The sequence below is a fragment of the Streptomyces sp. NPDC104581 genome, from assembly GCF_055583685.1.
Window position 1 is genome coordinate 11906 of record NZ_JBVJNN010000058.1, and the last position, 24038, is coordinate 35943.

Consider the following 24038-nt stretch of genomic DNA (forward strand, 5'->3'; position numbering starts at 1 on the left):
AGACGGCCCGGGGAGCGGGGTCCGGGGGACGGGCCCGAGCGACCGGCCCCGGCAGCGGCGCCGTCAGCCGGTCCGATCAGCGCGCCTCACCAACCGACTTTCCATATCAAATACGACTCATTAGGGTCAAAGGCATGAAGGCGCCCGAACCCGAGCATGTCCCCGAGGCCGAAGCGGCGCGCCGACTCCAGGGCCGGTCCACCGAGCTGACCGACCGCGTCCCGCAACTCCTCGAAGCCATGCGCTCCGTCGGTACCGGCCTCGAACTGCACTCCACCCTCGACCGGATCTGCGAGACGGCGGCCCGGCTCATCGGCGCCCGCTACGCGGCGCTCGGCGTCGTGGACGAGACCGGCGACGGGCTCTCCGACTTCGTCACCCACGGAGTCGGCGAGGACGTCGCCCGGCGGATCGGCCACCGTCCGGACGGCCGCACCGGACTGCTCGGCGAGCTGATCCGGCACCCGGAGGCCATCCGGCTCACCGACCTCACCACCGATCCGCGCTCGGCCGGTTTCCCCCCGCACCACCCGCCGATGCGCACGTTCCTCGGTGTCCCCATCCGCGTCCAGGGCGAGATCCTCGGGAACCTCTATCTTTCCGAGAAGCACGACGGCACCGCGTTCACCGACCACGACCAGCACATGGCGCGGGTGCTCGCGACGGAGGCGGGCCTCGCCATCGGCAACGCGCGGCTGTACGAGGCGGCCCGCCAGCGCGAGCGGTGGATCGACGGCTCGGTCGCCGTCACGACGGCCCTGCTCTCGGGCAAGGACGCCGACCACTCCGGCCGCCTCGAACACCCCGTGGGTACGGAGGGGACCGGGACCACGGAGGGGAGCGTGGGCACCGAGGGGGCCGGTACCACCGGGCGCACCGACTACGCCGACCATGCCCACCACGCCCTCACCGTCGTCGCCGAACAGGCCCGCAGGCTCGCCGAATCGGCCGCCGGCCTCGTCCTGCTCCCCACCTCCGACGGCGGACTGGAGATCGTCGCCGTCTCGTCCGACACCCCGGACATCACCGTCGGCACCCGGATCCCGGGCCGGAGCGCCATCGTCGCCAAGCTGCTGGCCGGCGAGTCCGTCTACATGGAGGACTCCAGCACCGACCCGCGGCTGGTCTCCCCGGAAGCCGCCCGTTTCGGTCCGGCCATGGTGCTTCCCCTGCACAGCGACGGCCGGGTGCTCGGCGTGCTCGTGACACCGCGTGAGATCGGCGGCCGGCCGTTCACCGAATCGGAGCGCACCCTCGCCACCCAGTTCGCCTCACAGGCGGCCCTCGCGCTGATGATGGCCGAGGCACAGCGCGACCGGGAACGCCTCGCGGTCTTCGAGGACCGCGACCGGATCGCCCGCGACCTGCACGATCTGGTCATCCAGCGCCTCTTCGCCGCCGGGATGATGCTGGAGACGGCGCAGCGGCAGTCTGACGTGCCCGAGGTGCGTACGGGGATCGGCAAGGCGGTCGACGAGCTGGACGTCACCATCCAGGAGATCCGTACGGCAATCTTCGCCCTCCAACAGGGCTCCTCCGAGGCGCCGTCCGGGCTGCGCACCCGGGTGCTGCGGGAGATCAACATGGCGGCGGTCCCACTCGGCTTCAAGCCCGCCCACCGCTTCGTCGGCGCGGTCGACTCGGCCGTCGGCGAACTCACCGGCAAGAACCTCATCGCCGCGCTGCGCGAGGCCCTCTCCAACAGCTTCCGGCACGCCCGCGCCTCCCGTATCGAGGTCACGGTCGACGCGGGCGCCGCACTGCCCGACGGCACGCCCGCGGTCCGGCTGTCGGTCGCCGACGACGGCGTGGGCATCCCGGAGGGCGACGGGCGCCGCAGCGGACTGCGCAATCTGCGGCGGCGCGCCGAGTCGCTGGGCGGTTCGAGTGAGGTCGGGCCGGGCCTGGGCGAGGACGGCGGCGGTACGACGGTCACCTGGCAGGCCCCGCTCTGAGAGCCGGCTCGAAGAACTCCTTCGGGAGCCTCCCGGCGGCCGTCAGTCCTGCCGCGCTCGCGCCCGCGCGCGTTCCACCAGCTGTTCGACGACGACGGCGACACCGTCCTCGTTGTTCGCCACGGTCCGCCCGGACGCCGCCGCGATCACGTCCGGGTGCGCGTTGCCCATCGCGTACGACGTACCGGCCCACGCCAGCATCTCCACGTCGTTCGGCATGTCCCCGAAGGCGACGACCTCGTCGGAGGAGATACCGCGCTCGGCGCAGCAGAGCGCGAGCGTGCTCGCCTTGCTGACCCCGAGGCCGCTGATCTCCAGCAGCGCGGTCGGGCTGGAACGGGTGAAGGAGGCCAGGTGTCCGGCTGCCGTGCGGGCCAGTGTCAGGAAGCCGTCGGGTGTCAGGTCCGGGTGGTGCGCCAGCAGCTTCACGACCGGTTCGCCGTCGCCGGGCCCGCCATCCCGGAGGAGCTTCTCGGCGGGGGCCACGTTCGCGCCGCCGTCGTCCAGGAACGGCGGGTACCGCGGCTCGTAGTCGAAACCCGTCGTCCTCTCGATGGCGAAGGCGGTGCCGGGCGCCGCGTCCCGCAGCGCCCGTACGACGTCGAGCGCGACGGCCCGGTCCATCCCCCGGACCTTCACCAGCTCCCCGCCGCTGTGCAGATCGACGACGACGGCCCCGTTCGCGCAGATGGCGAGCCCGTGCCGGTGCACATGGTCGCTGACGACGCCCATCCAGCGGGCCGGCCTCCCGGTGACGAAGAAGACCTCGATCCCGGCCTCCTCGGCGGCGGCGAGCGCGGCGACGGTGCGGTCCGAGACGGTCTTGTCGTCGTGCAGCAACGTTCCGTCAAGATCGGTGGCGATCAGCCTGGGGCGGGCGGGGAGCGAGGACTCGCTAGCTGAGGTCACGCGCTCATTCTCCCGCACACATATGCACGTGAGTGCGGCGGATCGCACATGTGAGCGCCCTCACGCCCGGTGCGTGGCCAACACCCGTCGCACCGTCGCGTCGCCGGGCCCCCGGTACCGCACTGCCGGGTCGCCCGTCCCACCGCCTGCCGCACAGCGGGCCGGCGCTGGGACGTAGGGTCGGGGCCATGCGTCTGAGCACTGTGATTCTTCCCGTCCGCCGCTGGCACGAGGGCGGTCGCGACGAGTGGTCGCGCGCCGAGGAGCTGGGTTTCCACGCGGCGTACACCTACGACCACCTGTCGTGGCGCACCTTCCGGGACGGTCCGTGGTTCGGCGCGATACCGACCCTGACGGCCGCCGCCGGTGCCACCACCCGGCTGCGGCTGGGCACGCTGGTGACGTCGCCGAACTTCCGGCATCCGGTGACGCTCGCCAAGGAGCTGATCTCGCTCGACGACATCTCCGGTGGCCGGGTCACCCTCGGGATCGGGGCCGGCGGGACCGGCTTCGACGCCGTGGTGCTCGGACAGGAGCCCTGGTCGCCGCGTGAACGGGCCGACAGGTTCGCGGAGTTCGTGACCCTGCTCGACCAGCTGCTGACACGGGACGCGGTGACGGCCGAGGGGACGTTCTACTCGGCGGTCGAGGCGCGTGACATCCCGGGGTGCGTGCAGCGCCCGCGGCTGCCGTTCGCCGTCGCGGCCACCGGGCCGCGCGGGCTGAGGCTGGCCGCGGCGCTCGGCCAGGGCTGGGTGACGACGGGGGATCCGAAACTCTTCGAGTCGGGCACGGCCGAGGAGTCGCTGGCGGCGGTCCGCGGACAGGTCGGCCGGCTCGGTGAGGCGTGCGCGGAGCTCGGGCGTGACGCGGCCGGTCTGGAGAAGATCCTTCTCAGCGGCTTCACGCCGGGGCGTCCGCTCGACTCGTTCGACGCGTTCGTGGACTTCGCGGGGCGGCACTTCGAGCTCGGGATCACGGAGATCGTGGTGCACGCGCCGATCCCGGACTCGGACTTCGCGATGGACCCGGCCCTCTTCGAGCGGATCGCCACGGAGGGGCTCGCGCAGCTCAGCCGCTGAAGCGGAGGTAGCGCGGCGGTACGGCGTCGGCCAGCCAGACGCCGTTGGCGCTCACCCGGAAGACATGGCCGTCGCGGTGCATCGCGCCCGCGTCCACGGGCAGGACGACGGGCCGGCCGCGGCGGGCGCCGACGCGGGTCGCGGTCTCGCGGTCGGGTGAGAGATGGACGTGGTGGCGGTTCATGGGCCGCAGACCCTCGGCGCGGATCGCGTCGAGGCTGTGGGCGACGGTGCCGTGGTAGAGGTACGCGGGCGGCTCGGCCGGCGGCAGGTCCAGATCGACCTCGACGGTGTGGCCCTGATTGGCCCGGATCCTGTCGCCCTCGATGGTGAAGCGCCGTTTGTCGTTGACGGCCACGACATGGTCCAGCTCCGCGCGGGTGAGAGGGAAGCGGTGGTCGGCCGTGGCGCGGAGCAGCACGTCGACCTCCACCCAGCCGTTCGGGTCGAGCGTGAGGCCGATCCGCTCGGGCTGGTGCCGCAGATGCTTCGAGAGGTATTTCGACACCTTCACGGTGCGTCGCTCGTCGGGCGTTCCCGCGCCCGGTGTCCGTGGTGTGGTCATTCGCACAGCGTGCCCGGTGGCGCCGGTCGGCCGCCACTCATTTCGATCCGGTCCCAGCAGTGTCGGGCCCCGGCCCGGCCCGGCCCGACCCCACCCGGCCCGGCCTCGACCCGAAGCGATTCGAACCGATCCGAAGCGATCCGGTCGAACCGGAAATGATCAGCGCCGAAATGTTTGATCCACAGTCAACTCAGTTTATCCACAGGCTATTTGGCGAATCTGTGGACAAGTGCTGGACGGATTAACCTATTTGGTCAAGTTGCGCGCTCTGCGTGTGGGTTGCGCTCAGCGCGTCCAACGTCCTTTTCCCCAGCTCACGTTCGGCCGCGGCGGCGATGAACGCCGAGGTGCGCTCCTCGCCAACCAGCCCCTGTACGGCGTCGATCGTGGCGGCCGGCAGCCGTACGGAACGCGTCGGCGCCCCCGGTGGTTCCGGTTCCCCGGCGGTCAGCTGCCGCTGGAGGTGGCGGGTCGCGAACAACCGCATGGCACGCGCCAGTTCGGCGTCCACGGTCTGCCGCGCGAGGGGCCGCAGCCGCCTTACGAGCGAGGCCGCCTCCGCCGCCTCCGCGTCCGTCGGCGGTTGATGCCCCAGATAGCGCGCGAAGACGTGTTCGGTCGTGAACTCCAGGAAACGCGCGGCGATGTGCTCGACCTGATCGCGAAGTTCCCGCAGATGGGCGGAGATCGCGGTCAGCGGCACCCCGGCCGCGTACAACTCGGCTGCCACCGAGAGCTCTTGGGGGCTCGGTACGAGGAATTCGTCGTCCCGTCCGGGGATCCGCTCCAGGATCCCCAGCTCCACCGCATCGGCGAGCGCCGTGTCGTCGGGGGAGCCGCCGAACCGCTCGGCCAGCTCCGCACGGGTGATCCGGGCGGCGTGCTCGTCCGTCCACGGCCCGTGCACCTCCGCGACCAGGCCGAGCACCCCGCCGAGACCGCGCCCGGCGTTCCACGCCTCCAGCAACTCCTTGATGGAGGCCAGCGTGTAGCCCCGGTCGAGCAGGTCCGCGATCTGCCGCAGCCGGTCCAGATGCGTGTCCCCGTACACATTGGCCCTGCCGCGCCGCTCCGGGGCGGGCAGCAGCCCCCGGTCCTGGTAGGCGCGGATGGTCCGGACCGTGGCGCCGCTCGCGTGCGCCAGGTCCTCGATCCGGTACCGGCCGCCGGCCGGGGTCCCCGGCACGCCCTACCCCAGGGCGGCGCGGCCGACGGCCCCGGCCGCCGCGCGGGCCGCGGGCGAGGCCGCGAGATAGTCGACGGCCCGGCGCGGCGAACCCTCCCGCGAGGGGTGGTACGAGCGCCGGAAGTACCGGGGCACCGCCGAGCCCAGCTCCCGCCAGGTGGGCAACAGGCCCTTGGCGACGGCCCGGTTGTGCTCGCGCAGCGAGTAGCGCAGCCGGCCCCCGAGCCGCGGATCGTGCCGGATCAGATACGCCGCTCCCCACCCCCAGAGCCAGAGCAGCACCGGGGCGGTGACGGCCATCGTCTCCAGCCGGCGGGCGTAGCGCACCGGATCGGGACCACCGCAGTGCTGGTACATGTCGAAGGCCACCGACCGGTGTTCGACCTCCTCGGCGCCGTGCCAGCGCAGCAGGTCGAGCATGACCTCGTCCGCTCCCGCCCGGTCCAGCGCGTCCGCGCGCAGCACCCAGTCCCCCAGCACGGCCGTGAACTGCTCTATCGCGGCGACGATCGCCAGCCGGAAGCGCAGCCACTCCCGCTGGGGCCACGGCACCCCGAAGGGCGGCCTCTCACCCAGCAGGATCTCGAAGAGGTACTCGACGTGCCGGGTGTACGGCGTGGTGTCCAGCCGCTGCTCCGCGAGGTGGTCGAGCACATACGCGTGCTGCACGCTGTGCGTCGCCTCCTGGCCCATGAAGCCCTTGACGTCCTTGAGCAGCACCGGGTCGTCGACCAGCGGCAGGGCCTCCCTGAACACCTTGACGAACCAGCGCTCGCCCGCGGGGAGCAGCAGATGCAGGACGTTGATCACATGGGTGGCGGTGGGCTCGCCGGGTATCCAGTGCAGCGGGGTCTCCCGCCAGTCGAACGACACCCGCCGGGGCGCGATCACATGACCCCCGCCCCGCGGTTCCTCGCGCGGCTCCCGGTCGTCGTGCGGCGGCGCGTTCACAGCGGTGGCTCCAGCCGGGCTATCGCGCGCAGCGTCCTGGGCGCGATGCGGGACAGCAGCCGGGCTCCCCGGGCCTCCGGAGTGACCGGTACGACGGCCTCGTTGCGCACGACGGCCCGCAGGACGGCGTCGGCGACCTTCTCCGGCGGGTAGTTGCGCAGCCCGTACAGCCGGGCCGTTCTCCTCCGGCGCCGTTTCTCCTCCTGCGCCGAGACTCCGGTGAACCGCGCGGTGGCCGCGATGTTGGTGTTCACGAAGCCGGGGCAGATGGCGGTGACCCCGATGCCCTGGCCGGCCAGCTCGGCGCGCAGGCATTCGCTGAGCATCAGCACCGCCGCCTTGGTCGTGCTGTAGGCGGGCAGCGCCCGCGACGGCTGATAGGCGGCAGCCGACGCGGTGTTGACGATGTGCCCGCCCTGGCCGCGGGCCGCCATCCGGCCGCCGAATATCCGGCAGCCGTGGATGACGCCCCAGAGATTGACGTCCAGGACCTTCCTCCAGTCCTCGCTCGTGGTGTCCAGGAACGGTCCCGAGAGTCCGATCCCCGCGTTGTTCACCAGGACGTCCACCGTGCCGCACTCGGCGGCGACCTTCTCGGCCAGCTTCTCCATCGCCTGCTCGTCGCCGACGTCGACCGTCTCCGCCCACGCCCGCGGCGCGCCGATCAGCCGGGCCATCTCGGCGGTCCTGGCGGCGCCTTCGGCGTCCCGGTCCACGGCCACGATCCGGGCGCCCGACTCGGCGAAGGCGAACGCGGTGGCCCGTCCGATACCGCTCGCTGCGCCGGTCACCAGGACCAGCTGTCCGCCGAACCGCTCCCCGTAGGGGCCGCTCGGCACCAGGTCCCGCACCCGGCGGGCCCGGCTCTCCCGGCGGGCCTTGCCGGCCGCCTCGATCGCCGTCACGATCTCCGAACCGTTCTCCGGCTCCGGGTCGGGCTCGTGGGCCACGACGAACTCGGTGATCCAGGAAGCCAGTTGATCCGGTCGTGTCCGGGGCACCCAGTGCTTGGCGGGCAGCGTACGGCGCACCAGCTGGGGCACCCACCGCTCCAGGTCGTCGTAGAGCCGCTCGGAGAGGAAGGCGTCGCCGGTCGGGGTGATGAGCTGGACCGGTGCGTGCGCGTGCGCGTCCTCGCGGGGGCGGCTCAGCCGGGCACGGATGTTGTCCCGGTAGAGCCAGGCGCCGTGCGCGGCGTCGTCCGGCAGCGAGGCGGTCGGATACGCGTCGATTCGCTCCACTGCCGCGGATCCCCCGCCCGCGCCGCTCCCCGGCTCCGCGGGCGGGCGTCCCGAAGGCACCTTCTCGAACCGCTCCAGGATCCGCGGCCACCGCCTGCCGAGCGGCCCGCGCCAGGCGAGTTCGGGCAGCACCGGGGTGTGCAGCAGGTAGACGTACCAGGACTTGGCGCCCTGGCCGAGGAGCTGGCCCACCGCGCGCGGGGTGGGCCGGGTCATCCGCCGTTTGATCCAGTGCCCGAAGTGGTCGAGCGAGGGGCCGGACATCGAGGTGAAGGAGGCGATGCGGCCCGACGTGCGCCGTACGGTCACGAACTCCCAGCCCTGTACCGAGCCCCAGTCGTGCCCCACCAGATGCACCGGGCGGCGCGGACTCACCGCGTCGGCCACCGCCAGGAAGTCGTCCGTCAGCTTCTCCAGGGTGAAGCCGCCGCGCAGCGGCTTCGGCGCCGTCGAACCGCCGTGCCCCCGTACGTCGTACAGCACCACGTGGAACCGCCCGGCGAGCCGGGCCGCGACCCGGGACCAGACCTCCTTGCTGTCCGGATAGCCGTGCACGAGCAGGACCGTCGGCCGCGCCGGGTCACCCATCTCGGCCACACACAGATCGATCCCGCCCGTACGCACCCTGCGCTCACGCGCACCGGCCGGCCACGGAACTGACTGAAGCGACATCACGCACCCTCCGCCCAACGCCGCACATGCGGCAGATCGTCATCCAGCCAGAACGCGCTCTGGGCCGGGTCCCGGGAGTCGGTGACCACCAGGATCTCCTCGAACTTGGCGCCCGTGCCCCGGAATCCGAGGTGCGGTTCGACCGCCCACAACCCGGGTCTCGGCGGATGGTCGGAGAATCCGTACGGGCTCCACAGGGGCGACCAGCCGTCCCGGTGCCCGTGCAGCGCGTCGCTCGCCAGACCCTTGAGGGTCTGCGTACCGAAACCGAGGACCCGTGGTGACCAGCGCCGGTCCTTCACACGGCCGACCTTGTGGGCGATCACCCCGAAGGGGTAGGCCCGGTGCCTGTTCTCGTATCCCTGGCGCACCATCAGCCGGTCCACGTCCTCGTATATCTCCCGCAGCGGACGCCGCTCGCGCACCTCGCGCAGCAGCAGGTCACGGTGGTCCCGCAGATCGGCGAGCAGCTTGTCGTGCAGCGGATCGGGGCCGGGGCCGAGCCGGCCCGAGTAGCCCACGTCGGCCGTGTAACCCCGGTGGACCGGCGCCAGGTCGAGGATGAACGGCATGCCCTCCGCCAGCCTCCGGTCGGTGGGGAAGAACTGGAGCGGGACGCGGAACCCCTTGAAGGCCGTGCGGTCCCCGAACCAGGCGAAGGGCAGATGGAACCAGTCGCGCACCCCGCGCGCCCGCAGCCAGTCGCGCTGCATCCGGGCCGCCTCGCGCTCCGTGACACCCGGCCGCAGGCGCGCGGCCACGGCTTCGGCGCACTCGTAGGCCAGGCGCTGCACGGATCTGAATCCCCGCAGCTCCGCGGTCCGTTCGCCCCTCACCGTCGAAGTCATGCCACCCCTCTGTGCCGTGCGCCGCAGCCGCGTGCCCCGACGGCCCCGGACCGCGAGCCGTACGCCGTGTGCGGTACGCGTTCGTAACGTGACACTGATGAATGTGACAATGTCCGACGGCTGCGTCAAGGGCGTCCTCCCGGCCTGTGGACAACTCCCCGATCACGGTCCGGCCCCTGCCGGTTCCGGCCGGCTTCCCATCTGACTCCCGCCCGGTACCCGCCCATTTCCGGCCGACCCCGAACCTTCGTCCTGACTTTTGACGCTGCCCTTACGGGTCCGTACACCTCAAGACGGACCCCGAGACAACCGTCAGGGCTGACGTCCGCTGTGGTGTGCGCCACTACCGTCGAAGACGTGACTGTGATCGCCACTGAAGGCCTGAGTAAGCGGTTCCCCCGGGTAACCGCGCTTGACCGGCTCTCCTTGGACATCGGACCGGGTGTGACCGGTCTGGTGGGTGCCAACGGAGCCGGCAAGTCCACCATGATCAAGATCCTGCTGGGTCTGTCCCCCGCCACGGAAGGCCGGGCCACCGTGCTCGGGTTCGACGTCGCCACCAGCGGCGCCGACATCCGCGAGAACGTCGGATACATGCCCGAGCACGACTGCCTGCCGCCCGACGTGTCGGCGACCGAACTCGTCGTCCACATGGCGCGGATGTCCGGACTCCCCCCGACCGCCGCCCGCGAACGCACCGCGGACACCCTGCGCCACGTCGGTCTGTACGAGGAGCGGTACCGCCCCATCGGTGGCTACTCGACCGGCATGAAGCAGCGCGTCAAGCTCGCGCAGGCGCTGGTCCACGACCCCAAACTCGTCCTCCTCGACGAGCCGACGAACGGTCTCGACCCCGTCGGCCGCGACGAGATGCTCAATCTGATCCGCCGCGTGTACACCGAGTTCGGCATCTCCGTCCTCGTGACCTCGCACCTCCTCGGCGAGCTCGAACGCACCTGTGACCACGTCGTCGTCATCGACGGCGGGAAACTGCTGCGCTCCAGCTCCACGAGTGACTTCACGCAGAACACGGCGACGCTCGCCGTGGAGGTCACCGACACCGACACCCACGTCGACGGCACCCGCGCCCTGCGCGAGGCCCTCACCGCTGCCGGGATCGCGCTCCACGCGGGCGAGGAGGACGGGCTGCCGGGCGCCGGCCACATCCTGCTGATCGAGGCCACGGGCGAGGAGACGTACGACGTCGTACGCGACACCGTCGCCGAACTCGGTCTCGGCCTCGTACGGATGGAACAGCGCCGCCACCACATCGCCGAGGTCTTCCGCGCCAAGGACGCCGCGTCGGCGGCGACCGCCGCACAGGCCGGACCGGCGGGGACGGGCACCGCGGAACTCGCACTTCAGAAGGGAGGCGGCAGCGATGAGCACTGACCTCACCCAGATCCACAACATCGGCTACCGCAACTACGACGGCCCCCGGCTCGGCCGCGCCTACGCCCGCCTCTCCCTCTATTCGCAGTCCCTGCGCGGCTCCTACGGCCTCGGCCGCTCCGGCAAGTCCAAGATCCTGCCGATGATCCTGTTCGCCGTGATGTGCCTGCCCGCGGCGATCATGGTCGCCGTCGCCGTCGCCACGGACCTCAAGTCCCTGCCGGTCGAGTACACCCAGTACGCGATCTTCCTCCAGGCCGTCATCGCGCTCTTCCTGGCCGCCCAGGCACCCCAGTCCGTCTCCCGCGACCTGCGGTTCAAGACGGTGCCGCTGTACTTCTCGCGGCCCATCGAGCGCGTCGACTACGTCGTGGCCAAGTACGGCGCCATGGCCTCCTCCCTCTTCGTCCTGACCGCCGCGCCGCTCCTGGTCCTCTACATCGGCTCGCTGCTCGCCAAGATGGACTTCGCCGACCAGACCAAGGGCTTCGGCCAGGGACTCGTCTCCGTGGCGCTGCTGTCGCTGCTCTTCGGCGGACTCGGTCTGGTGATGGCCGCCCTCACCCCGCGCCGCGGGTTCGGCGTCGCCGCCGTCATCGCCACGCTGACCATCACCTACGGCGCCGTCTCCACCGTCCAGGCGATCGCCTTCGGGACCGGTTCGGACAGCGCCGTCCAGTGGATCGGCCTTTTCTCGCCCATCACGCTCATCGACGGCGTACAGACCGCGTTCCTCGGCGCCACCTCGTCGTTCCCCGGCGAGGCGGGCCCGTCGTCCGGCGTCGGCGTCATCTATCTGCTGGTCGTTCTCGCGCTCATCCTCGGCTCGTACGCCGTCCTCATGCGCCGTTACCGGAAGGTCGGGCTGTGACCACCATCAACATCGAGCACGCGTCGCGCTGGTTCGGCAACGTGGTCGCCGTCAACGACGTCACGATGACCGTCGGCCCCGGCGTCACCGGACTGCTCGGACCGAACGGCGCGGGCAAGTCCACGCTCATCAACATGATGGCCGGGTTCCTGTCACCCTCCAACGGAAGCGTCACCCTCGACGGCGACGGGATCTGGCGCAACGAGTCCGTCTACCGCAAGATCGGCATCGTCCCCGAGCGGGAAGGCATGTACGACTTCCTCACCGGGCTCGACTTCGTCGTGGCCAACGCCGAACTGCACGGCCTCGGTAAGAAGGAGGCCCGGAAGGCGCTCGCCACCGTCGAGATGGAGTACGCGCAGGACCGCAAGATCGGGACGTACAGCAAGGGCATGCGGCAGCGCGTGAAGATGGCGTCCGCGCTCGTCCACGAACCGTCCGTGCTCCTCCTCGACGAGCCCTTCAACGGCATGGACCCCCGCCAGCGCATGCAGCTGATGGACCTGCTGCGGCGGATGGGCGACTCCGGCCGCACCGTCCTGTTCTCCTCGCACATCCTTGAGGAGGTCGAGCAGCTCGCCGCGCACATCGAGGTGATCGTCGCCGGCCGGCACGCCGCGTCCGGCGACTTCCGCAAGATCCGCAGGCTGATGACCGACCGGCCGCACCGCTATCTCGTACGGTCCAGCGACGACCGCACGCTGGCCGCCGCGCTGATCGCCGACCCGTCCACGGCCGGCATCGAGGTCGACGTCACCGAGGGCGCGCTGCGCATCCAGGCGGTCGACTTCGGGCGCTTCACCGAGCTGCTGCCGAGGGTCGCCCGTGAGCACTCCATCCGGCTGCTCACCGTCTCGCCGTCCGACGAGTCCCTCGAATCGGTCTTCTCGTACCTCGTAGCGGCCTGAGCGGCCTTGATAGGAGCTGTGACGTCCATGTACCACCCCACAGTCGCCCGGCTCACCTACCGGGCCCTGCTCGGCCGGCGCCGGGCCGCCGTCCTGTTCATCCTGCCGGCCCTGCTGATCCTCATCTCCGTGGCCGTACGGACCTTCAACGGCGTGGACGACCAGATCGCCTCGGACGTCCTGGGCGGCTTCGCCCTCGCCACGATGATCCCGCTGATCGGTGTGATCGCCGGAACGGGTGCCATCGGCCCGGAGATCGACGACGGATCGATCGTCTATCTGCTCGCGAAGCCGGTCAAACGGCCGACGATCATCTTCACGAAGCTGATCGTCGCGATCTCCGTGACCATGGCGTTCTCCGCGATCCCCACCTTCATCGCCGGATACATCCTCAACGGCAACGGCCAGCAGATCGCGGTGTCCTACACCATCGCCGCGCTGGTCGCCTCCATCGCCTACAGCGCGCTGTTCCTGCTGCTCGGCACCGTCAGCCGCCACGCGGTCGTCATCGGCCTCGTCTACGCCCTGGTGTGGGAGACCCTCTTCGGCAGTCTGATCGCCGGGGCGCGCACCCTCAGCGTCCAGCAGTGGTCCCTGGCGGTCGCCGAGAAGACCGGCGGGGACGGCATGATCACCTCGGACGTCGGTCTGCCGCTGGCCGTCGTGCTGCTGGCCGGTGTGACCGTCGTCGCGACCTGGTACGCGGGGCAGAAGCTGCGCACGCTGACCCTCGCCGGCGACGAGTGAGGCCGCCGGGGCCCGACCGTGTCCCTTCCGTACGGAGGCGGCCCCTGCCCGGTCCGGGCGGGGGCCGCCTCCGTACCCGCTCCGCGCTCCCCGCTCCCGTCCGGAACCTCCGACCTAGGTCGTCGTACGGATACGCCTAGGACGCAAGCGGTTACGAGGGGCCCCGTTCTGGTCCCAGCGCCCGATGACCCGCCCGCGAGCCGCACCTAGCGTCGCAGCCATGCGAATCGGATTTCTCGGAACAGGATTTGTCGCCCGCGCGGTGGCCTCCGGAGCGGCCGCCGCGGGTCACGACGTCGTGCTCGGCTCACGCGACCCCAAGGCCGCCGCCGACAGAGAACTCGGTCTGCCGGTCACCGGGTTGACCGAGGCGGTGGAGCACGGCGGGATCGTCGTCAACGCCACCCCGGGCACCGTGTCCCTGGAGCTGCTCACCGAACTCCGCGAGCAGCTCGCCGGGAGAATCCTCCTCGACATCGCGGTCGGCCTCACCGACGACATGGCGCTGGCCCACCCCAACTCCAGCATCGGCGAACAGCTTCAGGGGGCGCTCCCCGACACCAGGGTCGTCAAGACGCTCGCCACCATGGACTCCGCCGCGATGGCGGACCCGGGCGGACTGAGCGGTGACAGCACGGTCTTCCTCTCCGGCGACGACGCCGGCGCGAAGGCCGAGGTCGGCGTGCTGCTGGGGGACCTGGGCTGGCCCGTCGGCTCCCGGCTGGACCTGGGCGGCATCGAGACGGCGCGCGGGCAGGAGCACTTCGCGCTGCTGTTCATCGGTATCGCGGGCGCCCTCGGGACGCACACCTTCAACATCAAGGTCGTACCGCCGAAGACGGCCGCGAAGTAACCCGGTGTAATTCACTGGCGATCAACACCCCTGCGGGGGGACAGTGGTGACGTCAGGTACCACTGAACCGGGAGAGGAGCGCGGCGATGACCGGTCATCCGAGTCCGTCGGGTTCCCGACAGGGCAGTCCCGGCCCGGCTCCGGAGTAATCACTTCCGCTCCGTGCGGCCGACGGTGACCCGCCCAAGGGGGCGGTCGCTTCGAGCGCGCGTTCGCGCGTGGACCGCCCCCTCCCCACTCCTGTGAGCACCGGCCACGCGGCGCAGCCCGGTGCCGGCGCCACGCGCGCGTCAGTGGTGCCGCAGCAGCCTCTCCAGCACCACGGCGATCCCGTCCTCGTCGTTCGACGCGGTGATCTCGTCCGCCACTTCCTTCAGCCGCTCGTGCGCGTTGGCCATCGCCACACCGTGCCGCGCCCAGCCGAACATCGGGATGTCGTTGGGCATGTCGCCGAACGCGATCGTGTCGGCCGCCGTCACACCGAGCCGCCGCGCGGCCAGCGAGAGTCCCGTCGCCTTGCTCAGACCCAGGGGCAGGATCTCCACGACACCGGGCCCCGCCATCACCACGGCGACCAGACCGCCGACCGTCTCCTGCGCGACCCTCGCCAGCTCGTCGTCGCTCAGCTCCGGATGCTGGATGTAGACCTTGTTGATCGGCGCCGTCCACATCTCGGCGGGGTCGCCGAGGAACAGCGCGGGCAGCGGGCCGTCCTGGACCCGGTAGCCGGGCCCGATCAGCACGTCACCGTCCAGACCGTCACGGCTGGCGGCGAGCGCCAGCGGGCCGACCTCCGCCTCGATCTTCGACACCGCGAGGACGGCCACCTGCCGGTCCAGCGTCACCGACGTCAGCAGTCTGTGCTCGCCGGCGTGGTAGACCTGCGCGCCCTGGCCGCAGACCGCCAGCCCCTCGTAGCCCAGGTCGTCGAGGATGCTCCGCGTCCACGGCACGGCCCGCCCCGTGACGATGATGTGCGCGGCGCCCGCCTCCGTGGCGGCGGCGAGCGCGTCACGCGTACGCGCGGAGACCGCGTGGTCCTCGCCCAGCAGCGTGCCGTCGAGGTCGGTCGCGACGAGCTTGTACGGGAAGGCGGGAGCGGGAGCGGCGGCGGAGCTCACTTGGCGATCGGCTCCAGCGTCTCGCGCCCGCCCAGATACGGACGGAGCACCTCGGGCACCCACACCGAACCGTCGGCCCGCTGGTGGTTCTCCAGCAGCGCGACGATCGTGCGCGGTACGGCGCAGAGCGTGCCGTTCAGCGTCGCGAGCGGCTTCACCTGCTGCTTGCCGTCCTGCGACACCCGCATCCGTACGGAGAGCCGGCGCGCCTGGAACCCGTCACAGTTGGAGGCGGACGTCAGCTCGCGGTACTTGCCCTGGGTCGGGATCCACGCCTCGCAGTCGAACTTGCGCGAGGCCGAGGCCCCCAGGTCGCCCGTGGCCACGTCGATCACCTGGAAGGGCAGCCCGAGACCGGTCAGCCACTGCTTCTCCCACTCCAGCAGCCGCGCGTGCTCGGCCTCCGCGTCCGCCGGGTCGACGTACGAGAACATCTCGACCTTGTCGAACTGGTGCACCCGGAAGATGCCACGGGTGTCCTTGCCGTAGGTGCCCGCCTCGCGGCGGAAGCACGGCGAGAACCCCGCGTACCGCAGGGGCAGCTTGTCGGCCTCGATGATCTCGTCCATGTGGTACGCCGCGAGGGGCACCTCCGACGTGCCGACCAGGTAGTAGTCGTCCTTCTCCAGGTGGTACACGTTCTCGGCGGCCTGGCCGAGGAAGCCCGTGCCCTCCATCGCGCGCGGGCGCACCAGCGCGGGGGTCAGCATCGGGACGAAGCCCGCCTCGGTCGCCTGCGCGATCGCCGCGTTCACCAGGGCGAGTTCGAGCAGGGCGCCGATCCCCGTCAGGTAGTAGAAGCGCGATCCGGAGACCTTCGCGCCGCGCTCCATGTCGATGGCGCCGAGCGCCTCGCCGAGCTCCAGGTGGTCCTTGGGCTCGAAGCCCTCGGCGCCGAAGTCGCGGGGAGTGCCGATCGTCTCCAGGACGACGAAGTCCTCCTCGCCGCCCACGGGCACGTCCGGGTGCACGATGTTGCCGAGCCGCAGGAGCAGCCGCCTGGCCTCCTCGTCGGCCTCGTGCTGCTCCGCGTCGGCGGCCTTGACGGCCGCGGCGAGCTCGCGCGTGCGGGCCAGCAGTTCCGTCTTCTCGTCACCCGTGGCCCTGGGCACCAGTTTGCCGAGCGTCTTCTGCTCGGAACGCAGCTCGTCGAAGCGGACGCCGGAGGCCCTGCGCCGCTCGTCGGCGGAGAGCAGGGCGTCGACGACGCCGACGTCCTCTCCACGGGCGCGCTGCGAGGCGCGGACACGGTCGGGGTCGTCTCGGAGCAGGCGAAGGTCAATCACCCCACCAGGCTACCGGTGCGCGCTTCCGCCACCCCACCCCATATTTCAGCGTGTAGCGCTTTGTCTGAATTGCCGCAATTGACGAAGGTGAAGGGAGAGCGGAAAGGGGAAGGCTTCCGCGTCAATAATGGGCGGCCAATTCCCCGGAAGGGGTGCCGACAGGTGGCCCGTTGACCCATTTCCCTTGTGGCGCACGGTACTTGGGCCGATGTTGTCCACAGAACCGGGGCGGTTCGGAAAGTTATCCACAGGTTGTGTGGTGGATCTGTGGATCGAGAGCGAGGCCGCGGTGAAAGTCCATGTGAGAGCGGGAGGATTCCCCCCTTAAACCCGCTTCGCACCCTCTTTCGAGTGGGACTTGATCCCTCTAACGAGTTGATCAACGCAATTGGGGTGACACGGGCCACGTGATGACCTGTGGAAGGAAGTGTGGCGACTGAGCCGATTTGTCGACCATGTCGGACCGTACTGTCGACTTGTCCCCAGGGAACCCGGTCGGCCTGTGGATAACTTTGGGGACAGCGGGCCGTCCGCTGTCCCCGGCGGCTCAGATCCGCCCGTCCTGACTGCGGGCCAGCCAGTCGGCCGCGTCCATGAACTCCGCGTCCGACGTCCCCGCGCGCAGCCGCCGTACGTCCTCCGGAGCCACCCCCGCCCTCGGGTACGACCCCAGGAACCGCACCTTCGGGCTGATCCGCTTCAGCCCCATCAGCGCCTCGCCCACGCGACGGTCCGCGATATGGCCCTCGGCGTCCACCGCGAAGCAGTAGTTGCCGATGCCCGCGCCCGTCGGGCGCGACTGGATGAGCATCAGGTTGACCCCGCGCACGGCGAACTCCTGGAGCAGTTCGAGCAGCGCGCCCGGATGGTCGTCGCCGAGCCAGACCACGACCGAGGTCTTGTCCGCGCCGGTCGGCGCGGACGGGCGCGCGGGCCTGCCCACCAGGACGAAGCGCGTCTCCGCGTTCTCGGCGTCGTGGATCTCGGTGACCAGGGGCTCCAGCCCGTACGTCGCCGCGGCGAACTCACCCGCGAAGGCGGCGTCGAACCGGCCCTCCTGGACCAGCCGCGCGCCGTCCGCGTTCGACGCGGCCGACTCCCAGAGCGCGTTCGGGAGATGGGCCCGCAGCCAGTTGCGCACCTGCGGCTGTGCCACCGGATGGCCGGTCACCGTCTTGATGTCGGTCAGCGCCGTCCCCGGCCTGACGAGCAGCGCGAAGGCGATGGGCAGCACCACCTCGCGGTAGATCATCAGGGGCTCGCCCGACGCGAGTTCGTCGAGGGTCGCCGTGACGCCGCCCTCCACCGAGTTCTCGATCGGTACGAGGGCCGCCGCGGCGTCCCCGTGCCGTACGGCGTCGAGGGCCGCCGGCACCGAGACCATCGGGACCAGTTCCCGTGTGGCGGCTTCCGGAAGGGTACGGAGGGCGGCTTCGGTGAAGGTGCCCTCGGGGCCGAGGTATGTGTAGCGCGTGGCCGACATGTGGTCACTTTAGTCCGACCCGCGGACGGCCGCGGACGACGCCCGCGACGGACGGGGCCGACGACGGCCGCCACCGGGATCCGCGGCTCAGGACTCCAGCAGCCGCTGGCCCACGTACTCGCCCTCCCGCACCCCGCCCGGCACCGCGTACAGACCGCTCGCCTCGTGCCGGAGGAACACCGACAGCGCGTCCCCCCGGTCGAGCTTGCGTTGCACCGGCACGAAACCCCGCAGCGGATCGGCCTGCCAGCAGATGAACAGCAGACCGGCGTCGGGGGTGCCGTCCGCCGCGATCCCGTCGTGGAAGGAGAAGGGACGGCGCAGCATCGCGGCGCCGCCGTTCTGCTCCGGCGCCGAGATCCGCGCGTGCGCGTTGTCCGGGATGACGAGCCTGCCGTCCGGGCCCGCCTTGTCGAGGTCGGGTTCGGTCGCCTCCTCGCCGCCGGTGAGCGGGGCGCCGTCGGACTTGCGGCGGCCGATGACCAGTTCCTGGCGGTCGGCCGACAGGGCCTCCCAGTCGTCGAGCAGCATCCTGATCCGGCGTACGACGGCGTACGAGCCGCGCGCCATCCACTCCGGTGTGCCCGCCGGCGGCTTCGCGGGGACGAAGATCCGCCGGTCGAAGTCGGGCTCCTCCGGGCGGGGGTTGCCGGTGCCGTCGATCTGGCCCATCAGATTGCGGGCGGTCATGGGACGGGCGGTGGCGCCGGGCGAGCGGTTGAAGCCGTTCATCTGCCACCGCACGCGCGCCGCTTCGCCCGCCTCCTTGAGAAGGGCGCGCAGCGCGTGGAACGCGACGAGCGCGTCGTCCGAGCCGATCTGCACCCACAGGTCGCCCTCGCTGCGACGGGCGTCGAGCCGGTCCGCCGAGAAGGCCGGCAGCGGGTCGAGCGCCGCGGGGCGCAGGGCGGTCAGCTTCGTACGGTCGAAGAAGGTCCGGCCGAAGCCGAAGGTGACCGTCAGCGCGGAGGGCCCGGCGTCCAGCGCGACGCCCGTGTCGCCCTCCCCGGCCGGCTCGCCCGCCATCAGCCGCCGCGCGGTCTCCGACCAGCGGCGCAGCAGCGCGGCGGCCTCCTTGCGCCCGGCGCCCGGCGCGAGGTCGAGGGCGACCAGATGGCCGCGCGCCTGCATGGGGGAGGTGATGCCGGCCTGGTGGGCGCCGTGGAAGGCCGCGGTCGCCGAGCCGACCGTGCTGAGCGCGGTCGGCGCGTCCGCGCGGGTCGCGGCGTACGCGGCGCTGCCGCCTGCCGCGCCCGCGACGAGCCCGGCGGCGCCTGCCGCGCCCGCCGTACCGAGCAGCCGCCGCCGCGAGATCGCGGGAGCCGCTTCCGTGCCGTGCGCACCGGTGGAGCCCGTGTGGGGTCCGCCGGTGTCGGTCTCGCTGGTCGTACGGGTGTCGCTCACGGGGTCAGCCGATCTTCACGTTCTTCTCGATGGTCGTCTGGTCGATGTCCGAGGTCCGCACCGTCACCTGGAGATGCCAGTCGCCGGGCATCGGGATCTGTACGCTGCCCGCGCTCCAGTGTCCCGGTGCGAGGCGCTCGGGGACGACGGGCAGCGGTCCGATCCGCTCGGCCTCCAGGGTGTACGCGACCTTCACCTCGGGCACGTCCATCGGCTTGCCGGCCGGGTCGTCGATCCACAGGTGCATGACGTTGTCGCCCGAGCGGGCGGGGTCGAGGGTGAGCCGCAGGGTGCCCTCGCCCTTCGCGCCGCCGGTGTCGAAGGGCTCGGTGAGGCTGATGGGGCGGGCGGGCGCGGGAGCGGCGGCCCCGGAGCCCGCCCCGCCGGCCTCCTTCTCCTGCGTACGTCCCGGCTCGGTGCCCGTCAGCGCGGTCGTGACGGCGAGCACCACGAGGGCGACGCACGCCTCTATGAGGACGGAGCGGCGCAGCCCGGAGCGCTCGGTGTCGGCGTCCCGGTCGCGCTTGTCGCGCGCCGTGGCCAGCGCCGTCCGCTGACGGGCGAGTTGAGCGGCGCGCTCGGGATCGGTCGCGTCCCCGGCCGCGTCACCCGCCGTATCCCCGGCCTCCGCTTCCCGCACCTCTTCCGCCTCCTGCGTCCCGGTCTGCGTCCGGGCCGTCGTCCGGTCGGCGAGCAGCCCCGTCCAGCGCCGTGAGAACCAGGCGGCACCGAGCAGTACGGCGATCAGCGCGACCTTGACCAGCAGGAGCTGTCCGTACGACGTGTCGGTCAGCGCGGACCAGGAGCCGACCTGCCGCCACGCCTGGTAGAGCCCGGTGACGGCCAGCACGACGACGCTGGTGAAGGCGATCCGGGAGAAGCGCCGAACGGCGGCGCGCTCGATGTCCGGCGTCCGGCGGAGCGCGGTCAGCAGCGACACGAGGCCGCCGAGCCAGGCGGCCACGGCCAGCAGGTGCAGGACGTCGAGCGGCATGGCGAGACCGGTCTGGATCCCGGTCGACGCGTGCTCGGACAGTGCCCAGGTCCCGGCGATCCCGGCGGCGACGACCGTGCCGCCCAGGCTCAGCCCGAAGGTGAGGTCGGCCTTCGCCTTCTCGGCCTCCGAGCGCCGGCCGTCCGCGTCCCGGCCGTCCGCGTCCCGGCCGTCCGCGTCCCGGCGCTCCGGGTCCGGGCCGTCCGCGCCTTCGCCGCCCGGTTCCGGGCCGTCCGGGCCGTCCTTGTCGGCCGTCTCGGTCACGCGCTTCGCGTACGCCCCGAACAGCACCGCTATGAAGAGCGCCGCGGCGCCGAGCAGCAGCAGCCGTGAGACGAGCGCGGCCCCCGTCTTGGTGTCCAGCACGTCCGCGAGCCCGCCGAGGTCGAACGCGTCGCCCAGCTCGCCGGACCCGGTGTACGGAGTGCGCAGCAGGAGGAGGACGAGTGTCGAGGCGGTCAGGGTGACCCAGCCGCCGACGACCAGCCGCTGCAACGGCCGGACGGATGCGCCGCGCTGCCAGCACGCCAGGATGAAGGCGGGTCCGCCGACGAGCAGGACGAACCCGGCGTACGACAGATAGCGCACCGTGTCGTACAGGGTGCCGACCAGTCCGCCGCCGGCCTCCTGGTCCGGCACGGACGCCGTGGTCTGCGACGGCGCCCCGATGGAGAAGGTGAACGCGCCGGACACGGGGTGGCTGTCGGCGGAGACCGCCTGCCAGGCGACGGTGTACGTGCCGTCCGGCAGTCCGGGCTTCAGGCCGACGGCGTAGCGCACCGTGCCGCCCTCGCTCAGATCGCGCATCTTCGCGACGTCGACGCGCTTGCTGCTGGGGTCGAGGACCCGGATGGAGTCGTCGCCCATGGCGATCTGTTCGGAGAAGGTGAGCGTGACGTCCTTGGGGGCGACATCGACCACCGCCCCGTCCTCCGGGTCGCTCCCGGTCAGCGCGGCGTGCGCCGTCGCCGTACCGGAGAAGGTGCCGAAGAGGCCGCAGACGAGTACGGCGGTGACGAACAGCAGTCGTACGAGCGGTAGCTGCCGTATGCGGGGGGCGGTGGCCGTCATGGTGGGTGTCAGTCCCTCAGTGCCGCGTGGGGTTGTAGGTGGTCTCCTTCACGGGAAGGTCGACCTCGATCGGGTCGGTCTTCTCGAAGTGCAGCTCCACGGAGATCCGCTGGCCCTGGACGAGCTTCTTCTTCAGGCCCATGAACATCAGATGGTTGCCGCCGCGGTCCAGGGTCAGTTCGCCCTCGGCCGGGATGTCGAAGGACTTCACCTGCCGCATCCGCTGGTCCTTGGTCTCGTGGATCGTGATGTCGTCCGCGACGTCGCTGGTGACGGAGGTGAGCCTGTCCGCCGCGCCGCCGCTGTTGGTGACGGTGAGGAAGCCGGACGCCATGTCGCCGACGGGCTGCGGCATGAAGGCCCCGGTGACCTCCAACCGGGGCTGGTCCTCCGAGGCGTCCGCCGACGAACACCCGGCCAGTGCCACCGCCGACGCGAGCGACACCAGCACCGCCCCCACGAGGGGCCGGCCGCCGGGCCGCCTCACGGCTTCTCGCCCCTGACGAGCTTCGGCAGATCCTTCGTGTAGTCGTCGGCCGTCGTGTCCTCGCCGTACAGGACGTAACCACCGTCCGTCTTCGGTGAGAACGCGATGACCTGGGCGCCGTGCATGGAGACGACGCTGCCGTCCTTCTCCTTGGTCGCGGGCTCGATGCCGATGCCCACCTGGCGCGCGCCGGCCTGGATGGTCGGGAAGTCGCCGGTGAGGCCGACGAACGACGGATCGCCGGCGCTCGGGAGCCACTTGGCCAGCTCGGCGGAGGTGTCCCGCTCGGGGTCGGTGGTGATGAACACGACCTGGAGCTTCTCCTGGTCGGCCTTGGGCAGGGCCTTCCTGGCGATGGCGATGTTGCTCATCGTCAGCGGGCAGACGTCGGGGCAGTGCGTGTAGCCGAAGTAGATCAGCGTCGGCTTGCCCTTGGTCTCCTCGCGGAAGTCGTAGGTCTTGCCCTCGGTGTCCTTGAGGACGAGGTCCGGCTTCTCGAAGGGCTTGTCGAGCACGGTCGCCGCTTCGGTCTTCGGCTGTGCGGAGACGTCGGCCACCGGCTTCGACGCGTCGTCGTCGCCGCCGCTTCCGCAGGCGGACAGGGTGAGTGCCGCCACCGCCGTGAGAGCGGCGGCGGTGAGCACGGTCTTCTTGCGCATGGAGGCAGATCCCAGTGGTGGAGTACGGGTGACGGGTGCGGGCCCGGCGCCGGGCCCGCACCCGGCGGTCAGCTGGCGGGGTTGGCCGGAGTGCCGGCGGAGGGGGTACGGCGGCGCCCGGCGAGGACGCCGAAGGCCACACCGGCGGCGCCGACGACGATGCCGGCGATGCCGAGGGCGCGTGCGGTGCCGTCACTGCTGTCGGACGACGCGGCGTTCTCGGTGGCCCCGTCGTCGCCGTCGCCCTCGTCCGAGGCGTGGTCGGCGCCGCCCTTGGCGTCGTCGTCGGCACCGGCCGCGGCTCCGTGGCCGTCCTCGGCGGCGGCGGTCAGTGCCAGCACCGGCGCCGGGCTCTCGGGCTCGGCGCCCTCCGTCGGCGCGTCGATCCAGCGCACGACTTCCTTGTTGTCGTACGTCTGAAGGGTCTTGAAGACCAACTGGTCCGCGTCCTCGGGCAGTTGGCCGATGGAGAGCGGGAACTGCTGGAAGTAGCCGGGCGCGACCCTGCTGTCGCCCGTGGCGGTCCAGGTGACCTTCGAGACGGCCTCGGTGATCTGCTTGCCGTGCATCTCGATCGGCTTGTCGAGCTTGCTCTTGGTGACGTCGATCTTCCAGCCGGGCACGGCCTGCGGCGACACCGACGCCAGCGGGTGCTCGGCCGGGAAGTTCACTTCGAGCTTGACGGTCGAGGCGTCGTCACGCTCGTTCGGCACCTTGAAGTTGACCGTCGCGTAACCGCCCTTGGCGGCTTCGCCGATCGGCTGCACGCCGACGTGCGCGAGCGCGGGACCGGCCAGCAGTACGACGGCGGACGCGGCGACGCCGCCGACGACTGCCGCGCGGCGCGCGGTGCGGTTACGACCGGCGGTGGACGGCTGCGGGACGCCGCGACGAGACGTGTTCGTACGAGAGGCGTTCATGACAGGAGACACTCCACGGTGTGGGGAGGACGGTGGACCGCGCGTGCATACGCGACGGCATCGCGACGCCACCGCCCCGTGTCTTCGTACGGAGCGCGTCGTCGCGTCAGGCGGCGAGAGTGAATACGGCCGGCGGGCCGCGCCTGATCACCGAGTGCTGGAGTGTCTCCCCCGGGCTCGCCGGCGGGGCGTCGGGGCGCGGGACGGGCTGACCGTGGGGCCCGGGGCAGGGCGTGACGGGCAGGCCCGCGCGCAGGGCCCGTACGAGACCGAGGGCGGCCCGCAGCGCCCGCAGCCGCGCGTTGTCGGGGGGGGGGGGGGGGGGGGGGGCGGGGGGGCCGGGCGGGGGGGGCGGGGGGGGGGGGGGGGGTGGAGTCCGTCCCGTGGGGAACCACAACCAAAACCACAAAGAAAAACACACGAGGGGGAGGAG

At 71.5% G+C, this 24038-nt stretch carries 21 protein-coding genes; 7 read left to right on the forward strand and 14 right to left on the reverse strand.

Annotation, left to right across the window (positions count from 1 at the left end; genetic code table 11):
• Window positions 1–134: 134 nt before the first annotated feature.
• Window positions 135–1955: a sensor histidine kinase gene (locus ACZ61E_RS30215; RefSeq protein ID WP_469703333.1), complete on the forward strand. Its 1821-nt coding sequence runs from the start codon at window positions 135–137 to the stop codon at window positions 1953–1955.
• Window positions 1956–1997: 42 nt separating this feature from the next.
• On the opposite strand, the gene ACZ61E_RS30220 is transcribed toward ACZ61E_RS30215, so the two are convergent.
• Window positions 1998–2864, reverse strand: coding sequence for a Cof-type HAD-IIB family hydrolase (locus tag ACZ61E_RS30220; RefSeq protein WP_469703335.1), 867 nt, complete (start codon window positions 2862–2864; stop codon window positions 1998–2000).
• Between the two features lie 188 nt (window positions 2865–3052).
• Between ACZ61E_RS30220 and ACZ61E_RS30225 the strand changes: the two genes are divergently transcribed.
• Window positions 3053–3946, forward strand: coding sequence for an LLM class flavin-dependent oxidoreductase (locus tag ACZ61E_RS30225; protein ID WP_469703337.1), 894 nt, complete (start codon window positions 3053–3055; stop codon window positions 3944–3946).
• Here ACZ61E_RS30225 and ACZ61E_RS30230 read toward each other — a convergent pair.
• The 5 genes from ACZ61E_RS30230 to ACZ61E_RS30250 form a co-directional block, all read right to left on the reverse strand.
• Entirely contained in the window at window positions 3936–4511 is a 576-nt protein-coding gene (locus ACZ61E_RS30230) for an RNA 2'-phosphotransferase (protein ID WP_469703339.1), read from the reverse strand. The two genes, ACZ61E_RS30225 and ACZ61E_RS30230, sit on opposite strands and share 11 nt — an antisense overlap.
• A 241-nt stretch (window positions 4512–4752) precedes the next feature.
• The gene (locus ACZ61E_RS30235) at window positions 4753–5697 is read right to left on the reverse strand and encodes a MerR family transcriptional regulator (RefSeq protein ID WP_469703341.1); all 945 of its coding nucleotides are present in this window, start codon (window positions 5695–5697) and stop codon (window positions 4753–4755) included.
• Window positions 5698–5700: 3 nt separating this feature from the next.
• Window positions 5701–6648 (reverse strand): metal-dependent hydrolase, encoded by a 948-nt coding sequence (locus ACZ61E_RS30240; protein ID WP_469703343.1) that lies wholly within the window; start codon window positions 6646–6648, stop codon window positions 5701–5703.
• Window positions 6645–8561, reverse strand: coding sequence for an SDR family oxidoreductase (locus ACZ61E_RS30245; RefSeq protein ID WP_469703344.1), 1917 nt, complete (start codon window positions 8559–8561; stop codon window positions 6645–6647). The genes ACZ61E_RS30240 and ACZ61E_RS30245 overlap by 4 nt, the downstream gene beginning before the upstream one ends.
• On the reverse strand, window positions 8561–9409 hold the full coding sequence (locus tag ACZ61E_RS30250; protein ID WP_469703345.1) for a M24 family metallopeptidase: 849 nt from the start codon (window positions 9407–9409) through the stop codon (window positions 8561–8563). Before ACZ61E_RS30250 ends, ACZ61E_RS30245 begins: the two co-directional genes overlap by 1 nt.
• 330 nt (window positions 9410–9739) lie before the next feature.
• On the opposite strand from ACZ61E_RS30250, the gene ACZ61E_RS30255 reads away from it, so the two are divergent.
• The 5 genes from ACZ61E_RS30255 (at window position 9740) to ACZ61E_RS30275 (ending at window position 14180) form a co-directional block, all read left to right on the forward strand.
• Window positions 9740–10801, forward strand: a complete 1062-nt coding sequence (locus tag ACZ61E_RS30255) for an ABC transporter ATP-binding protein (RefSeq protein WP_469703346.1) — start codon at window positions 9740–9742, stop codon at window positions 10799–10801.
• On the forward strand, window positions 10791–11672 hold the full coding sequence (locus ACZ61E_RS30260) for an ABC transporter permease (RefSeq protein WP_469703348.1): 882 nt from the start codon (window positions 10791–10793) through the stop codon (window positions 11670–11672). Before ACZ61E_RS30255 ends, ACZ61E_RS30260 begins: the two co-directional genes overlap by 11 nt.
• A complete protein-coding gene (locus tag ACZ61E_RS30265; protein WP_469703350.1) occupies window positions 11669–12580 on the forward strand; it encodes an ABC transporter ATP-binding protein in 912 nt (303 codons plus the stop codon). The genes ACZ61E_RS30260 and ACZ61E_RS30265 overlap by 4 nt, the downstream gene beginning before the upstream one ends.
• Before the next feature lie 27 nt (window positions 12581–12607).
• The gene (locus tag ACZ61E_RS30270) at window positions 12608–13327 is read left to right on the forward strand and encodes an ABC transporter permease (protein ID WP_469703351.1); all 720 of its coding nucleotides are present in this window, start codon (window positions 12608–12610) and stop codon (window positions 13325–13327) included.
• 220 nt (window positions 13328–13547) lie between these two features.
• Entirely contained in the window at window positions 13548–14180 is a 633-nt protein-coding gene (locus ACZ61E_RS30275; RefSeq protein WP_469703353.1) for an NADPH-dependent F420 reductase, read from the forward strand.
• 290 nt (window positions 14181–14470) lie between these two features.
• On the opposite strand, the gene ACZ61E_RS30280 is transcribed toward ACZ61E_RS30275, so the two are convergent.
• The 8 genes from ACZ61E_RS30280 to ACZ61E_RS30315 all read right to left on the reverse strand — a co-directional run bounded on the left by ACZ61E_RS30280 (window position 14471) and on the right by ACZ61E_RS30315 (window position 23605).
• Complete coding sequence (locus tag ACZ61E_RS30280) at window positions 14471–15301, reverse strand: HAD family hydrolase (RefSeq protein ID WP_469703355.1); 831 nt, start codon at window positions 15299–15301, stop codon at window positions 14471–14473.
• On the reverse strand, window positions 15298–16587 hold the full coding sequence (serS, locus tag ACZ61E_RS30285; protein ID WP_469703356.1) for a serine--tRNA ligase: 1290 nt from the start codon (window positions 16585–16587) through the stop codon (window positions 15298–15300). Before serS ends, ACZ61E_RS30280 begins: the two co-directional genes overlap by 4 nt.
• 547 nt (window positions 16588–17134) lie before the next feature.
• Window positions 17135–18070 (reverse strand): prephenate dehydratase, encoded by a 936-nt coding sequence (pheA, locus tag ACZ61E_RS30290; RefSeq protein WP_469703358.1) that lies wholly within the window; start codon window positions 18068–18070, stop codon window positions 17135–17137.
• Window positions 18071–18157: 87 nt separating this feature from the next.
• Window positions 18158–19384 carry an iron uptake transporter deferrochelatase/peroxidase subunit gene (efeB, locus tag ACZ61E_RS30295; RefSeq protein WP_469703366.1) on the reverse strand — a complete coding sequence of 409 codons (1227 nt, stop codon included), beginning with the start codon at window positions 19382–19384 and terminating at the stop codon, window positions 18158–18160.
• A 94-nt stretch (window positions 19385–19478) separates the two neighbouring features.
• Entirely contained in the window at window positions 19479–21539 is a 2061-nt protein-coding gene (locus ACZ61E_RS30300; RefSeq protein WP_469703360.1) for a copper resistance CopC/CopD family protein, read from the reverse strand.
• Window positions 21540–21555: 16 nt separating this feature from the next.
• Window positions 21556–21999, reverse strand: coding sequence for a copper chaperone PCu(A)C (locus tag ACZ61E_RS30305; RefSeq protein ID WP_469703367.1), 444 nt, complete (start codon window positions 21997–21999; stop codon window positions 21556–21558).
• A gap of 23 nt (window positions 22000–22022) precedes the next feature.
• Complete coding sequence (locus tag ACZ61E_RS30310) at window positions 22023–22685, reverse strand: SCO family protein (RefSeq protein ID WP_469703362.1); 663 nt, start codon at window positions 22683–22685, stop codon at window positions 22023–22025.
• A gap of 68 nt (window positions 22686–22753) precedes the next feature.
• Window positions 22754–23605 (reverse strand): YcnI family copper-binding membrane protein, encoded by an 852-nt coding sequence (locus tag ACZ61E_RS30315; protein ID WP_469703364.1) that lies wholly within the window; start codon window positions 23603–23605, stop codon window positions 22754–22756.
• Between the last annotated feature and the right edge of the window lie 433 nt (window positions 23606–24038).

Excerpts from the sequence above, each read along its gene's own strand:
- ACZ61E_RS30215 (WP_469703333.1), top strand. The coding sequence starts at position 135 with ATGAAGGCGCCCGAACCCGAGCATGTCCCCGAGGCCGAAGCGGCGCGC.
- ACZ61E_RS30225 (WP_469703337.1), top strand. The coding sequence starts at position 3,053 with ATGCGTCTGAGCACTGTGATTCTTCCCGTCCGCCGCTGGCACGAGGGC.
- ACZ61E_RS30230 (WP_469703339.1), bottom strand. The coding sequence starts at position 4,511 with ATGACCACACCACGGACACCGGGCGCGGGAACGCCCGACGAGCGACGC.
- ACZ61E_RS30245 (WP_469703344.1), bottom strand. The coding sequence starts at position 8,561 with ATGTCGCTTCAGTCAGTTCCGTGGCCGGCCGGTGCGCGTGAGCGCAGG.
- ACZ61E_RS30250 (WP_469703345.1), bottom strand. The coding sequence starts at position 9,409 with ATGACTTCGACGGTGAGGGGCGAACGGACCGCGGAGCTGCGGGGATTC.
- ACZ61E_RS30260 (WP_469703348.1), top strand. The coding sequence starts at position 10,791 with ATGAGCACTGACCTCACCCAGATCCACAACATCGGCTACCGCAACTAC.
- ACZ61E_RS30270 (WP_469703351.1), top strand. The coding sequence starts at position 12,608 with ATGTACCACCCCACAGTCGCCCGGCTCACCTACCGGGCCCTGCTCGGC.
- ACZ61E_RS30275 (WP_469703353.1), top strand. The coding sequence starts at position 13,548 with ATGCGAATCGGATTTCTCGGAACAGGATTTGTCGCCCGCGCGGTGGCC.
- pheA (WP_469703358.1), bottom strand. The coding sequence starts at position 18,070 with ATGTCGGCCACGCGCTACACATACCTCGGCCCCGAGGGCACCTTCACC.
- ACZ61E_RS30300 (WP_469703360.1), bottom strand. The coding sequence starts at position 21,539 with ATGACGGCCACCGCCCCCCGCATACGGCAGCTACCGCTCGTACGACTG.
- ACZ61E_RS30310 (WP_469703362.1), bottom strand. The coding sequence starts at position 22,685 with ATGCGCAAGAAGACCGTGCTCACCGCCGCCGCTCTCACGGCGGTGGCG.
- ACZ61E_RS30315 (WP_469703364.1), bottom strand. The coding sequence starts at position 23,605 with ATGAACGCCTCTCGTACGAACACGTCTCGTCGCGGCGTCCCGCAGCCG.